Below are 13,482 nucleotides of genomic sequence, written 5' to 3'. Positions count from 1 at the left end.
CCATCTCCCATCGAGATACGGACGTCAGCGGCCCCCGGCGACCGGCCCGGCGTCGGGCACCCGCCGCAGCCCGCGGATGGGCGGGCTGAGCAGCAGGGCGGCCGCCGTCCCGACGGTGACGATGCCGCCGACCACCAGGACCTGCTGCGCGCCGAACGCCTCCATCGCCGGCCCGGCCAGGGCGGAGCCGAGCGGGAACATGCAGACGGAGCCGGCCACTTCGTACGCGTGGATGCGGTTGAGCACCTCGCCGGGCACCTGGGTCTGCACGCTGGTGGCCCACATGACGCCCCAGAAGCTGATGCCGATGCCGGAGATCAGCTGAGCGGTGCCGATCACCGGCCAGGGCAGGTCGAAGGCGAGCGCGAACTGCTGGACGGGAAAGGCGAGCAGCGCGAACGCCCCGGCGGCGAGCGGGCGGACGGGCTTGATCCGGATCGCGATCAGGCCGCCGATCACGGTGCCCGCGCCGAACATGCCGTTCAGGATGCCGTACACGGTGGCGCCGTGCTCGGGCACCACCAGCGAGCCGAGCAGCGGGGTGAGCGGGCCCCAGGAGAGCACCGTGAAGAGCATCCAGATCAGGATGACGCCCCACATCCAGCTGCGGGAGCGGAACTCGTGCCAGCCGACGACCAGGTTGCGCCACAGGCTGTCGCCGGGCGGCGGGGCGGGGACGGGGCCGAGCCGCAGGGCGAGCAGCGAGCTGGCGCTGATCGCGTACATCACGCCGGCGATGACCATCACCCAGCCGGTGGAGGCGGCGGCCAGCAGGCCGGCCAGCGGCGGCCCGGCGAGCGTGGTGAGCGCCTCGGAGATCCGCAGGATGCCGTTGGCGCCCTGCACGTCGCGGGCCACCAGCGGGACGGTGGAGGCGGCGCCGGGCTGGAACATGGCGGCGGCGGTGCCGGCCAGCGCGAGCAGCACGTACAGCTGCCAGAGCTGGTCGAAGCCGCGGAAGAACAGCACCGCGAGCAGCACCCGGGTGGTGAGGTTGAGCAGGTCGGCGAAGATCATCAGCCGTCGGGCGGTGAACCGGTCCGCGAGGACGCCGCCGACCAGCACCAGGCCGGCGAACGGGGCGAGCAGGAAGGCCATCGCGTAGCCGACGGTGGAGGCGGAGTGCCCAGAGGTCAGCAGGCCGGTGGTGACGGCCACGGGGAGCATCGCGTCGCTCAGCAGGCCGGCCGAGCGGGCGGTGAAGTAGAGCCGGAAGTTGCCCGACCAGATGCCGGGTTCGGCGGGGGTGCGGACGCGCGGGGTGGGGGCAGTGTGGAGTTCTGGGGCGGTCACGTCCCACAGTTTTGGTCCAGACCACCACTGGTTTCCAGTGATTTTGGGTCACGATGCGGCGTCCGACCGGCAACTGACCGGACGGCGTCCCGCCGCGCGCGCCCCGAGCACGGCACGGCGGGACGCCGTCCAGGTCGGCGTCCGGGCCCTGAAGCCGTCACGCCCGGCGTTCCGATCTCGCCGAGGTTCCGGGCGGATGCGGCCAACGATCCCCTGAATGTCGGCACCGCCCGGGCTCCCTCGGCGTCCCCTCGCAACGGAACGCCGCACCCAAGAGTGATCAGTCGGATACGTCACGTCAATGGGTTGTCCGAAATTCAGATGGATCATCCGGAGCGCGGACAGCGCACACGTGACATGCCACGACCCGCCGACGGGGGTTCAGCGCGCCGAGGCCACCGGCTGCGCCGCCCGCTCGCACAACGGCGCGACCGGGCCGATCTCGCACCACACCCGCTTGCCGGAGCCGTCCGGGTACCAGCCCCAGCGCTCGCACAGCAGCTCCACCAGCTCCAGGCCGCGCCCGTTGGTGGCCTCCGCGTCGGCCCCGGCGTGCCGCGGGGCGGGGGCGGCGCAGCTGGCGTCCGCGACCTCCACCCGGACCCCCGGCGGGGCGTCCGGCCCGGCCGGCATCAGCAGTCGCAGCACCGCCGGACAACCGGTGTGCACCACCGCGTTGGTGACCAGCTCGGAGACCACCAGCACCAGCGTCTCGGCGGCCGACGAGTCCGGGTCGAGACCGCCGGCCCGCAACCGGGCCCGCACCCAGCGCCGGGCCCGTGAGACCTCGGCCGGGTCCGCCTGGACCGCCAGCTGTACCTGAAGTACCTGCACCGTTCCACCACCCGCACTCGGTATTCGGCCCGCTTGATCCCGCCGGTCCGGTCGGCGCGCCTCGTGGAGGGCGCCGATCCGCACTGCCCATGGCATCGACACGAATACGCCCCAGAATGATTCCGGGACCGGGTCGCAGCAAGAGCTTCGGGCATATTCCAGCGTTCGGGGGATGTCTCGGTGCATACTGTCCCGCTCACCCTGCCGGGGTTCGCACGACCGGTCGGCGGCACCGCCGCCGCGGGTACCCCCGACCGTACTCCCCACGCCCCGTCAGCACCGGGCCGCCACGAGCGAACCACCCTTCCTACAAATGTCCAGCGGCCCTCGAACGCCGCCGGAGCACCTGTCAGGCGAACACCACGGTCCGGGTGCCGTTCAGCAGCACCCGCCGCTCGCTGTGCCACTTCACCGCGCGGGCCAGCGCCTGGCACTCGACGTCCCGGCCGAGCGCCACCAGCTGCTCCGGCGTCACGTCGTGGGTGACCCGGGCGACCTCCTGCTCGATGATCGGGCCCTCGTCCAGGTCGGCGGTGACGTAGTGCGCGGTGGCGCCGATCAGCTTCACGCCCCGGGCGTGCGCCTGGTGGTACGGGCGGGCGCCCTTGAAGCTCGGCAGGAACGAGTGGTGGATGTTGATCACCCGGCCGGACAGCTCCTTGCACAGCGTGTCGGAGAGCACCTGCATGTAGCGGGCCAGCACCACCAGCTCCACCCGCTCCCGCTCGACCAGGTCGAGCAGCTGCTGCTCCGCCTGCACCTTGGTGTCCTTGGTGACCGGCAGGTGGTGGAACGGGACGCCGTAGGACTCGGTCAGCTCACGGAAGTCGGTGTGGTTGGACACCACCCCGACGATCTCCACCGGCAGCGCCCCGATCCGGGTGCGGAACAGCAGGTCGTTCAGGCAGTGCCCGAACTTGGAGACCATCAGCAGCACCCGCATCCGCTCGACGGACTCGTGGATCTGCCAGTCCATCCGGAACGACGCGCCGACCGCCGCGAACGACGCCCGCAGCTTCTCCGCCGTCACCGGCTCCTCGGCCGTGAAGTGCACCCGCATGAAGAACAGCCCGGTGCCGGCGTCGCCGAACTGCTGGCTGTCGACGATGTTGCAGCCCGTCATGAACAGATAGCTGGAAACCGCGTGCACGATGCCCTGCTTGTCCGGACAGGACAGCGTCAGAACGTACTGGGAGTGGGCAGTCTCTTCCATGTCGCGGGGTCCCGTTTCTCGGCTCTGGATGCGGACGGACCGCCCAGCCTCGCACAAATCACCCCGCCGCGCGGCGACCGCCCGCCACCCGAGACTGCCCGGCCCGGCCCGCGGTTCAGCCGCGCGCGGTCAGTTGCCGCAACTCGGCCAGCGTGGACGGCGGGAGGTCCGGATCCGTGCCGTCGTTGACGGCCAGCCGGTGGTGCGCCTCGCGGGCCGCCAGCACCGCCTCCGGCCAGTCCGGGTGCCCCAGGTACGCGGCCGCCGAGGCCTCCTCGCCGACCTGGTGCACGATCCGCAGCACCCGCAGCACCGCGGCGTCCACCGCGACCGCCTCCGCGGAGTCCCGGAACACCGAGCCGACGTACTTCTCCGCCGACCACCGGTCCAGCCAGCTGTCCTCGACCAGCCGGTACACCGCGTCCACGACGTCCCCGTAGCCGTCCCGGCCGACCAGCCACACCTCCTGCTGGAAGCCGGGGTCGGAAAGCATGTGCAACGCCGAACGCATTCGGGCGCGCCAGCGCCACCAGGGCAGGTCAGTCAGGGGCATGACGCCAATCGTGCTGGAGCGGCCGCCCGTTCGAGAAGAGTTTCGGGCAGAACGGTACGGAGAATCCACGCTGTCGGACACGGGAGTCGATCGTACGTTCCCGGGCCGACCCTCCTCCACACGCGTCATCACATCCCCGCTCCCGGTGTTCCTCCCCCGTTGACGGTCCGTTCACATCACGTCCCTCTCGCCGTGTGCGGCCCGCACCACCCTTGACCCGCCGAGCCTGCGCAACGGAGCACGGGTCAGCCCCGCACCACGTCCAGGGAGGAACAGCGCACCATGACGCGGACCGGAACCCCCCACCCGTCACCCGCCGTCAGCGGCCGCCGCCACCGCACCGGCGCCGCGCTCGCCGCCGGCCTCGCCCTGCCCGCCCTGCTCTCCGCCACCGCCTGCGGCGGCCCGGCCGCCGCCGACGCCACCGGCAAGGAGGTCACCGTGATGACCTTCGCCCCGTCCGGCACCGGCGCCTCCGACCGACCCGGCATGACCGCCCTCGCCGAGGCCATCGGCCGCGACCTGAACGCGCACGGCGGGCTGAACGGCCACAAGGTCCGCGTCCTCACCTGCAACGAGCACGACACCACCGACGGCGCCACCGCCTGCGCCGACCAGGCCGTCGGCGCCCACGCCGTCGCCGTGGTCGGCTCCGCCAGCCAGTACGGCAGCAACTTCATCCCCGTCCTGGAAGCCGCCGGCATCCCCTTCATCGGCGGCTACGGCCTCTCCACCCCCGAGTTCAGCAGCCCGCTGTCCTACCCCGTCAACGGCGGCACCCCCGCCCTGGTCGCCGGCAGCGGACGCCAACTGATCGACGCCGGCTGCAAGCAGATCGCCCTGATCCGCCCCGACAGCCGCTCCGGCGACGCCCTGGTCAGCTACCTCGGCACCGCCGTCAAGCAGACCGGCATCCGGATCGTCGACATCAAGGCCCCCGAGAAGTCCAACGACTACTCCTCGTACGCCAAGCGCGCCATCGGCGACGACCGCGCCGGCAACTGCGTGCTCTCCGCCCTCGGCGCCGAGCCCACCGCCAACCTGCTCGACCCGTACCGCCGCGCCAGCCCGAAGAACACCCAACTCGCCTCGGTGATCGGCTCCTTCCAGCAGTCCGTGGTCGACTCCACCGGCGGCGACAACGGCCCGCTGCGCGGGGCGTACGCCACCGGGTGGTTCCCCGCCGAGAGTTCTCCCGTCTGGGACAACCTCCGCGCCACCGTCCGCACCTACGGCAACGGCACCACCATCGACGTCACCGACCCCGGCGTCCAGACCACCTGGGTCGCCTACACCGTGCTGCGCCAGGCCGCCGGCCGCATCGACCCGTCCAAGCCGCTCACCGCGAAGGCCCTGCAGACCGTGCTCGACAGCGGCGACCCCATCGACACCGGCGGCACCACCCCGCCCCTCGGCTGGGGCGTCACCAACATGCTCCCCACGGCCGACTCTCCCCGCCTGGTGAACACCTCCGTCACCTTCCAACAGGTCCGCAACGGCCGCCTCGTCGAACAGCACCACGGCTTCACCGACGTCCGCACCATCCTGGCGGGCTGAGGGCCGCGTAAGCAGGGAGAGCACAACCAGGGGCGCGGGGAACTGCGCGAGGGGGAACGCACCCGACCGCAAGATCGCGACTCAGGGCAGTGACCTGCACGTGACCGCGCCCCAGCTGATGTGCACTCCTCTACAGCTCGCTCGCACCCTTGTTGGGAAGCCCCGCCTTCGACGCGATCGCCCCCCAGAGCCCCGCCGCCTGCTCCTTCGCCGTCGTCGCGGAGCCACTCGCGGTGTTGCCGTTGCGGTAGTGGTCGTTGTCCTTCGCCTTGCCCCCGTCGCAGCCCGCGACCATGTCCCCGGCCCACAGGGCGTACTCGGAGTCGGCGGTGGAGGAGGCCTGCCACGCCTTCTGCAACTGTTCCACCAGCTTGGCGCCGTCGGTGAGCTGATCCACCTTCAGGTCGCCGAGCTTCTTCAGCAGGTCCTGCCGCTGCGCGGCGGCAGCCGTCAGCGCCGCCTGCGAGTCCGGCAGGCTCTGGCACTTGCCGACGGCCGAGACGGCGTTGACGACCGACGTGCGGCTCGCACTCGCGGTGCCGAGCAGGTCGGACATCGCCTGCGCCTGCGCCTTCGCCTCGGGGCTCACCGCCCCGTTCCCGCCCGCGGCGCCGCCGCCCCCGGCCGGCGCGGACGCCGACTGGCTGCTCGAAGCCTTGTCCTTGGCCTGGCCCTTGCCGCCCTCGTCGCCGCCGCCGGCGAGCACGCCGATCAGCACGCCGATCACCGCGACGCCCGCCACCCCGGCGCCGATCAGCACCTTGGTGTTCGGCTTCTTCCGCCGGTTGCCGCCACCCGTCTCCTGGTAGCCCGCCTGCGGCTGCTGCGGCGCCTGCTGCGGCGGAACCGCGCCGTACGCGCCCCCGTAGCTCGGCTGCTGCACGGACGCGGGCGGCGCCGCCGGCGCGGCGTACTGCTGCTGCCCGCCGAACGTCCCGCCGGCGTAGCCGGGTTGCGGGTAGCCGACCTGGGTCGGCGCGGCCGGGTCGCCGGCCGGGTAGGGCGGCAGGTACTGGGTGGCCCCGGCGTCCTCCTGCGCGGCCGGGACCGCGGCAGCGGCCTGCGGCGCGGTGCCCCAGTACTCGGGGCTGCCGCTCTGCCCGAGCGGCGGGGCGGACTGCTGCTGCGGGACGGGGTGTTGCGGCTGGGCGTACGGGGGCTGCGCGGCGGCCTGCTCCGGCGTGCCCTGGCCGTCTGTGGCGGGGGGCTCCGGCCGGAACAGGTCGTCCAGATTGAAGTCGCCGGAGTTGTACGAGCGGCGCTGGCTCAACGCGATTACCTCACCTGTGCACGGCACCGGGACCCCGGGCCTTTCGGTTGCCCCGCCACGTTGCTGACGGCGGACCACAACTGCGAGGCCACGCTACCGGTTCACCGGCGCAGGTGACTACGCGGGCCACTGTTCTGTGCTATTGCTTCACGCCGTTCACGCGCTCCACCAGCACAGACCTCCCCGCAACCCCGCCGCGCCACGCCGCAACCCCACCGCGCCACGACCCGACCCCGGCCGTCCCACGGCCCGGACCGCCTCACGGCCCGGACCGCGTCGACCCGCTACGCGGCCTCCCCGTCCATCCGGGCGTGGAACTCGCGTACCGCCCGGTGGCCCCGGTACGGCTCCAGGCGGCTGCGGAAGTCGTCCAGGTACTCCACGCCGCGGTTGGAGCGCAGCCCGCTGAGCAGGCGGACCGCCTCGGTGCCCGTCTCGCAGGCGCGTTCGAGGTCGCGCTGCTGGAGTTGGGCGGTGGCGAGCAGCACCAGGTCGACCGCGCGCCGGCGGACCCGGTGGGCGGGGTGTAGTTCGAGCGCGGTGCGGGCGTAGTGCTCGGCCCGTTCGCCCTGCTGGAGGTCCCGGTGGCAGTGCGCCAACTCGTCGGCCAGGTAGGCCTCGTCGAAGTGCACGATCCAGTCGGGGTCGTCGGCGGGGTTGCGGCGCTCCATCGCGGCGAGCGCCTTCGCGGCGACCGTCTCGCAGGAGTAGGCGTCGCCGAGCAGGGCGTGGCCCCGGGCCTCCGCGGCGTAGAACATCGCCATCGCGGTGGGGGTGGCGACCGTGCGGGCGCCTTCCTGGGCGGCGCGGGCGAGTTGGGCGATCTCCCGGGGGTTGCCGAGGGTCGCGGCGAGGTGGCTCATCGAGGCGGCCAGCACGTAGCCGCCGTAGCCGCGGTCGTCGGCGGCCTGGGCGAGGCGCAGCGCCTGGATGTAGTACCGCTGGGCGAGGCCGGGTTGGCCGGTGTCGACCGCCATGTAGCCGGCGAGCTCGGTCAGCCGGGCGACGGCGCCGAAGAGTTGACGGCCCGTCTCGTCGCGGTAGGAGCCGCCGAGGAAACCGGAGACCACGCTGTTCAGGTAGTGCACCACGACGGGGCGGACGTGGCCGCTGCCGAACCGGTGGTCGAGGTCGACCAGCATCTGGGTGGTGGCGCGGATCGCCGCCACGTCGGCGAGGCCGACCCGGGTGCCACCGGTGCGGGCGACGATCGGGTCGGGCGGGGTGATCAGCCAGTCCCGGCTGGGTTCGACCAGGGCGGAGGCGGCGACGGTGGCGCCGGCCAGGAAGTCGCGCTTGCCGACGTCGCTGCGCCAGAGTTCGCAGATCTGCTCCAGCGCGGCGGCCAGGCTGGGCGCGAACTGGAGTCCGACGGCGGAGCTGAGGCTCTTGCCGTCGGCCATGCCGATCTCGTCCACGGTGACACCGCGGCCGAGCTTGCGGCCGAGGGCCTCGGCGATGACGGCGGGCGCCTGCCCGCGTGGTTGTTGCCCGCGCAGCCAGCGGGCGACGGACGTCTTGTCGTATCGCAGGTCGAGCCCGTGTTCGGCTCCGCAGAGGTTGACCCGGCGGGCCAGGCCCGCATTGGAGCAGCCCGCCTCCTGGATCAGCTGCTGCAGACGCTCGTTCGGCTCTCGTGCGACGAGTGGTCTCGCGGCCATGGGATTTTTCCGCCTCCCCAACGCCGTCCGGACCCGACCGGAGGGCGACGACTGTGCAACACCATGCGGAATACCCACGGTGACGTACCCACTCCCCACGCGCCCTGATGAATGCCCCTGTGCGCCCCCACTGCGCCCGTTACCGCCCCTCGTGCGACGGGGGGTTCCGACCAGGATCACCGTCCCGGGTGACAACGCGCGACCCGTTCGAATCGTTCGGGTCGGGCCCGTAACCCCCACTCACGGGCGGTAGTTGTGCTCCACGTGGACAACGCCTCCCGAGACCCCGAACCCGACCCGCTGTCGCTGCTGGCCGAAGCCGTCCGCTGTGCCGAGGAGCGCCACTGGGAGGTGGTCCCCGGGACGTGGCTGCTCGACGGCGACGGCGCGGCCGTCTGCTGCTCCTGCGGCGATCCGGGCTGCGCGCTCCCCGGCGCACACCCCGTCGGGGAGGACTGGGGGCTGCTGGCCACCGTGGGGGCGTCGGTGGTGCGCGGGTGGTGGACGGAGCGCCCGGACGCGTCGATCCTGCTGCCCACCGGGCGGGCGTTCGACGTGCTGGACGTGCCGGAGGTGGCGGGCTGCCTGGCGCTGGCCCGGATGGAGCGGATGGGGCTGCAGCTCGGCCCGGTGCTGGCCGCGCCGGCCGCCGGGGGGAGCCGCGGGCGGCGGCTGCACTTCCTGGTGCTGCCCGGCGCGGCCGCCAAGCTGCCCGACCTGCTGCGCCAGATCGGCTGTCCCCCCGGCACGCTGGACCTGGTGGCACGCGGCGAGGGCGACTGGGTGGCGGCGCCGCCGTCCCGCTTCGGCGGGCACGCCACGGCGCTGTGGGCCCGGCCGCCCACCCTGCTGAATCGTTGGCTCCCGGACGCGGTGGACCTGGTCGGCCCGCTGGCGTACGCCTGTCTGCGCGACCCGTCGGCCCCGCGCACCGTGCAGCGGGAGGCCGCCGCCGTGCGCTGAGCGCCCTCCACCCGCGTGCGGAGCGTGATCTTCCGGAAATGAGTCGTCATACCCGCAGGTCAGCAAGGCAAGCCAACCTATCGGGTGACAGCGCTCAAGGATTGGCGGCGGTTGCCGAGGGGATCATCCTCAGCGTCGGCACGGGGTCGGTGGAGCGGAAGGAGCGGTCGGGCCGAAAGGGTCGAGAGAAACGTGGGGGGCTGCCGGGAGGGCGTTCGGTCGGGGAAGCCGAGTGCGGCGGCACGGGGGATCAGGGAGGGAACGAAGGGGGAGCATGCGGGGCCCGGTGCGGGGACACCGGGCCCCGATGCGCGTTCCACGACTCCCGGGGCGAATCCCGGGAGCAGTGCCGCACGACTCCCGGGGCGAATCCCGGGAGCAGTGCCGCACGACTCCCGGGGCGAATCCCGGGAGCAGTGCCGAACGGCTACGGCTGGGCGACGAACACGTGCGCCGCGATGTCCTTGCCGAGCTCGGCAGCGCCGTCGCCGGTGCCGACCAGCACGCCGCCGACCGCCGACGCGACCCGCACCGTCGCGCCGGGGCGCACGCCCGCGCGGCGCAGGGTGCGCATCAGTTCCCCGTCGGTCTGGATCGGCTCGCCGATCCGGCGCACCACCACGTCCGCGCCGTCCTTGCCGGCCACCGACTCCAGCGTCACCAGCCCGGCGTCGTAGCCCTCGCCCTCGGCCTTGGTGTCGCCGAGCTCGTCCAGGCCCGGGATCGGGTTGCCGTACGGGGACTGCGTGGGGTGGCCGAGCATGGCGAGCACCTTGCGCTCGACCGTCTCGCTCATCACGTGCTCCCAGCGGCAGGCCTCCTCGTGGACCTGCTCCCACTCCAGGCCGATGACGTCCACCAGCAGGCATTCGGCGATGCGGTGCTTGCGCATCACCCGCACCGCGAGCCGGCGGCCGTCCTCGGTGAGTTCGAGGTGCCGGTCCTCGGCGACCTGGAGCAGGCCGTCGCGTTCCATCCGGCCCACCGTCTGGCTCACCGTCGGGCCGGACTGCTCCAGCCGCTCGGCGATCCGGGCGCGCATCGGGGTGATGCCTTCCTCCTCCAGCTCCAGGATGGTGCGGAGGTACATCTCGGTGGTGTCGATAAGCCCTGACATCGCCCCTGGCTCCGTTCTTCGGTGTCCTCACCGCCAATTCTGACGTACGGAGATGACAACCAGGTGCGGTCCGCCGTTGTGCCCCGGCCCGCGAAGGCCTTCGGACGCCCCGCGCGACGGTTGACAGCCGGGCGCGCCAGGGGCCACCGTGCACGCCGTAGCTTTCTCCCCCGCTTTCTCCCCCACCGCGGCCCGGGGCCCTCCGGACCGCCAGCGCTCGGACGGAGCACGAGATGACCGAACTGGTCGGCCGGTACCTGGACGCCGCCGTGGCCCACCTGGAACGGATCCGCGCCGAGGAGGGCGAGAACATCGACGCCGCGGCCGAGCTGCTGGCCGAGGCGGTCGAGCACGGCCGGCGGATCTTCACCTTCGGCGCCGGGCACTCCTCGCTGGCCGCCCAGGACGTGGTCTACCGGGCGGGCGGCCTGGTGGTGATGAACCTGCTCAACGTGCCCGGGATGACCGGCGTGAACGTGATGCCCGCGCACCTGGGCAGCGCACTGGAGCGGGTCTCCGGGCTGGCCACCACCACCCTCGACCTGACGCCCGCCCGCAGCGGCGACCTGCTGTTCCTGATCTCGCTGTCCGGCCGCCAGGTGATGCCGGTCGAGCTCGCCCGGCACGCCCGGGACCGCGGCATGAAGGTGATCGGCGTGACCTCGCTGGCGTATCCCGCCGCGGTGAGCTCCAACCATCCGTCCGGCACCTATCTCAAGGACAACTGCGACCTGGTGCTGGACAGCAAGATCGCCCCCGGCGACGGCGAACTCGACCACCCCGGCGCGGGCGCCCCGTTCGGCTCGGTCTCCACCATCGTCACCAGCGCGCTGATGCAGTCGGTGACGGCCTCCGCGACCGCCAAGCTCGCCGACCGCGGCATCACCCCGCCGCTGTTCCGCTCCGGGAACGTGGACGGCGGCACCGAGTGGAACAACAAGGTGATCGCCGACAACGCGGAGCGCATCTTCTACGCCTGGTAACCGCCCGCCGACCGCCCCACGCCCCCCGGCGCAACCCCGCCCATTCGGCCAACTCCCGCGCCGGTCGCGTAAGTTCCACCGGCACTGGGAAGGACTCCCGAGACCGGTGAGACGGCGCTGCGGGGGCGGACATGGCGACTGGAGCGGGGCGACCGATCGGCTTCGTACGGGAGCAGGACCTGCTGCCGCAGCTGTTCTGGGCCGCCGACGGCGCGTCCCTGCAGGGTCAGGCCCGGGCGGTGGCGCTCTCCCGATGGGAGCTGCTGCTGCTGGTCGGCGCGGCCTTCGCCGGCTCCGCCGACGGCGCGCTGTACGCCTGGCTCGCCGCCGCCGCCTACCTCGGCGCGCTGTTCATCGCCGTCACCGTCGCCTGGCAGAACCCGCAGCGGCTCTGGTACGACGGCCGGGCGGTCGCCGAGTCCGTCAAGACCCTGGTGTGGAAGTACGCGGTGCGCGCCGACTCCTACCAGCCGCCGCCCCGCAAACTCCCCGATGCCGAACGCCTGTACGACATCCAACTCGCCGGCATCCTCGGCGAGTTCGACACCGACCGGGTCACCCCGGGAGTCGCCGAGGAACTGCGCACCTGGCGGGCCCCGGCCCGCCACCCGCAGATCACCGAGACCATGGAACGGCTGCGCGACCAGCCGCTGCCCGTCCGCCGCGAGACCTACCTGCGCGAACGGGTGCACAGCCAGCGCGAGTGGTACCAGGCCAAGGCCATCCAGTGCCGCAACGCCACCCGCCGGGTCGGCCGGCTCGCCATCGTGCTGCCCGCCGCCGGCCTGCTGCTCGCCGTGCTGCGCGCCCTCGGCTCGTTCACCTTCGACGCGCTCGGCGCGATCTCCGCCGTCGCCGCCTCCATCTCGGCCTGGGCCCAGCTCCGCCAGTACCGCCCACAGGCCGCCGCCTACACCCTCGCCGCCGCCGAACTCTCCAAAGTGGAAGCCCAGTTGGCGGCCGTCGACCTGTCCGCCCCGGACGCCGAGGAGAACTGGGCCCGGCTCGCCCGGGACGCCGAGGACGCCATTTCCCGGGAACACACCACCTGGCAGGCGCGCCGCGAGGTGCGCAGCCTGGACATCCCCAGCTGACCTGGAGGCACTGCGTGGCCACCCGAAGGATCGACACACCGGACGGGGGCATCCTCGCGGTGGAGACATCCGGAGACCCCTCCGGCAGGCCGGTGTTCCTGCTCCACGGCACCCCGGGCAGCCGGGTCGGCCCCGCCCCGCGCAGCGCCGTCCTGGCCCGGATGCGGGTCCGGCTGATCTCGTTCGACCGCCCCGGCTACGGCGACTCCACCCGGCTGCCCGGCCGCCGGGTCCGCCACGCCGCCGACGACGTCACCGCCATCGCCGACGCCCTCGGCCTCGACCGCTTCGCCGTGGTCGGCCGCTCCGGCGGCGGCCCGCACGCGCTCGCCTGCGCCGCGCTCCTCCCGGACCGGGTGGTCCGGGCGGCCACCCAGGTCTCCCTGGCCCCCCGCGACGCGGAGGGCCTCGACTGGTTCGACGGCATGACCCCCTCCAACGAACGCGCCTACCGCCAGGCCGAGTTGGGCCAACCCCGGATCGCCGGCCCGTTCCAGGTCCGCTCCCAGGTGATCCGCCGCGACCCCGCCCAACTGATCCGCAACCTCGTCCCCGAACTCACCGCTCCCGACCGCACCGTCGTCGCCGACGTCGGCATCCGCCGGATGCTCCAGTCCACCTACCGCCAGGCCTTCCGCTACGGCGCCGACGGCTGGATCGACGACGTTCTCGCCTTCATCGCCGACTGGGGCTTCGCCGTCGACACCATCGGCGTCCCGGTCCGCATCTGGCACGGCGCGGACGACAAGTTCTCCCCCGTCGGCCACTCCGCCTGGCTCGCCGACCACATCGCCGGCGCCCAGCTCTACCTGGAACCCGGCGCGGCGCACTTCGGCTCCCTGAAGGAGATGACGGACGCGATCCGCTGGGCCGCCAACGCGTAGAGCACCACCAGGGGCGCGGGGAACTGCGCGACAAGCGCAAGTCACACCCGCAAGGTCGCG

The 13,482-nt window shown here is 72.9% G+C and carries 12 protein-coding genes; 5 read left to right on the top strand and 7 right to left on the bottom strand.

What is annotated here, in order from left to right:
• Positions 1-24 precede the first annotated feature (24 nt).
• From ACFV4P_RS04115 to ACFV4P_RS04100, 4 genes are all read right to left on the bottom strand, one after another.
• Positions 25-1,293: an MFS transporter gene (locus ACFV4P_RS04115; RefSeq protein WP_380467189.1), complete on the bottom strand. Its 1,269-nt coding sequence runs from the start codon at positions 1,291-1,293 to the stop codon at positions 25-27.
• A 381-nt stretch (positions 1,294-1,674) separates the two neighbouring features.
• Positions 1,675-2,127, bottom strand: coding sequence for an ATP-binding protein (locus ACFV4P_RS04110; RefSeq protein WP_073811470.1), 453 nt, complete (start codon positions 2,125-2,127; stop codon positions 1,675-1,677).
• Between the two features lie 349 nt (positions 2,128-2,476).
• Complete coding sequence (purU, locus tag ACFV4P_RS04105) at positions 2,477-3,340, bottom strand: formyltetrahydrofolate deformylase (protein ID WP_380467186.1); 864 nt, start codon at positions 3,338-3,340, stop codon at positions 2,477-2,479.
• Between the two features lie 115 nt (positions 3,341-3,455).
• Positions 3,456-3,893, bottom strand: coding sequence for a hypothetical protein (locus ACFV4P_RS04100; protein WP_380467184.1), 438 nt, complete (start codon positions 3,891-3,893; stop codon positions 3,456-3,458).
• Positions 3,894-4,175: 282 nt separating this feature from the next.
• Here ACFV4P_RS04100 and ACFV4P_RS04095 point away from each other — a divergent pair, with 282 nt between their 5' ends.
• Positions 4,176-5,450, top strand: a complete 1,275-nt coding sequence (locus tag ACFV4P_RS04095; RefSeq protein ID WP_380467182.1) for an ABC transporter substrate-binding protein — start codon at positions 4,176-4,178, stop codon at positions 5,448-5,450.
• Between the two features lie 130 nt (positions 5,451-5,580).
• Here ACFV4P_RS04095 and ACFV4P_RS04090 read toward each other — a convergent pair whose 3' ends face one another.
• Positions 5,581-6,720, bottom strand: coding sequence for a hypothetical protein (locus ACFV4P_RS04090; protein ID WP_380467180.1), 1,140 nt, complete (start codon positions 6,718-6,720; stop codon positions 5,581-5,583).
• Positions 6,721-7,004: 284 nt separating this feature from the next.
• The gene (locus ACFV4P_RS04085) at positions 7,005-8,381 is read right to left on the bottom strand and encodes a transcriptional regulator (RefSeq protein ID WP_073811477.1); all 1,377 of its coding nucleotides are present in this window, start codon (positions 8,379-8,381) and stop codon (positions 7,005-7,007) included.
• 255 nt (positions 8,382-8,636) lie between these two features.
• Between ACFV4P_RS04085 and ACFV4P_RS04080 the strand changes: the two genes are divergently transcribed.
• On the top strand, positions 8,637-9,344 hold the full coding sequence (locus ACFV4P_RS04080; RefSeq protein ID WP_380467176.1) for a bifunctional DNA primase/polymerase: 708 nt from the start codon (positions 8,637-8,639) through the stop codon (positions 9,342-9,344).
• Between the two features lie 427 nt (positions 9,345-9,771).
• Here ACFV4P_RS04080 and ACFV4P_RS04075 read toward each other — a convergent pair whose 3' ends face one another.
• Positions 9,772-10,461 carry a metal-dependent transcriptional regulator gene (locus tag ACFV4P_RS04075; protein ID WP_380467175.1) on the bottom strand — a complete coding sequence of 230 codons (690 nt, stop codon included), beginning with the start codon at positions 10,459-10,461 and terminating at the stop codon, positions 9,772-9,774.
• 233 nt (positions 10,462-10,694) lie between these two features.
• Between ACFV4P_RS04075 and ACFV4P_RS04070 the strand changes: the two genes are divergently transcribed.
• The 3 genes from ACFV4P_RS04070 (at position 10,695) to ACFV4P_RS04060 (ending at position 13,422) form a co-directional block, all read left to right on the top strand.
• Complete coding sequence (locus ACFV4P_RS04070; RefSeq protein WP_380467172.1) at positions 10,695-11,444, top strand: sugar isomerase domain-containing protein; 750 nt, start codon at positions 10,695-10,697, stop codon at positions 11,442-11,444.
• A 131-nt stretch (positions 11,445-11,575) separates the two neighbouring features.
• Complete coding sequence (locus ACFV4P_RS04065; protein WP_380467170.1) at positions 11,576-12,538, top strand: DUF4231 domain-containing protein; 963 nt, start codon at positions 11,576-11,578, stop codon at positions 12,536-12,538.
• 14 nt (positions 12,539-12,552) lie between these two features.
• Positions 12,553-13,422, top strand: coding sequence for an alpha/beta fold hydrolase (locus ACFV4P_RS04060; RefSeq protein WP_380467167.1), 870 nt, complete (start codon positions 12,553-12,555; stop codon positions 13,420-13,422).
• The last annotated feature ends 60 nt before the right edge of the window (positions 13,423-13,482 follow it).

The sequence above is a fragment of the Kitasatospora sp. NPDC059795 genome, from assembly GCF_042732175.1.
GTDB lineage: Bacteria > Actinomycetota > Actinomycetes > Streptomycetales > Streptomycetaceae > Kitasatospora.
The sequence above is the reverse complement of the archived record's forward strand: the minus strand, read 5'-3'. Positions and strand labels throughout refer to the sequence as shown.

Excerpts from the sequence above, each read along its gene's own strand:
- ACFV4P_RS04070 (WP_380467172.1), top strand. The coding sequence starts at position 10,695 with ATGACCGAACTGGTCGGCCGGTACCTGGACGCCGCCGTGGCCCACCTG.
- ACFV4P_RS04100 (WP_380467184.1), bottom strand. The coding sequence starts at position 3,893 with ATGCCCCTGACTGACCTGCCCTGGTGGCGCTGGCGCGCCCGAATGCGT.
- ACFV4P_RS04095 (WP_380467182.1), top strand. The coding sequence starts at position 4,176 with ATGACGCGGACCGGAACCCCCCACCCGTCACCCGCCGTCAGCGGCCGC.
- ACFV4P_RS04085 (WP_073811477.1), bottom strand. The coding sequence starts at position 8,381 with ATGGCCGCGAGACCACTCGTCGCACGAGAGCCGAACGAGCGTCTGCAG.
- purU (WP_380467186.1), bottom strand. The coding sequence starts at position 3,340 with ATGGAAGAGACTGCCCACTCCCAGTACGTTCTGACGCTGTCCTGTCCG.
- ACFV4P_RS04065 (WP_380467170.1), top strand. The coding sequence starts at position 11,576 with ATGGCGACTGGAGCGGGGCGACCGATCGGCTTCGTACGGGAGCAGGAC.
- ACFV4P_RS04075 (WP_380467175.1), bottom strand. The coding sequence starts at position 10,461 with ATGTCAGGGCTTATCGACACCACCGAGATGTACCTCCGCACCATCCTG.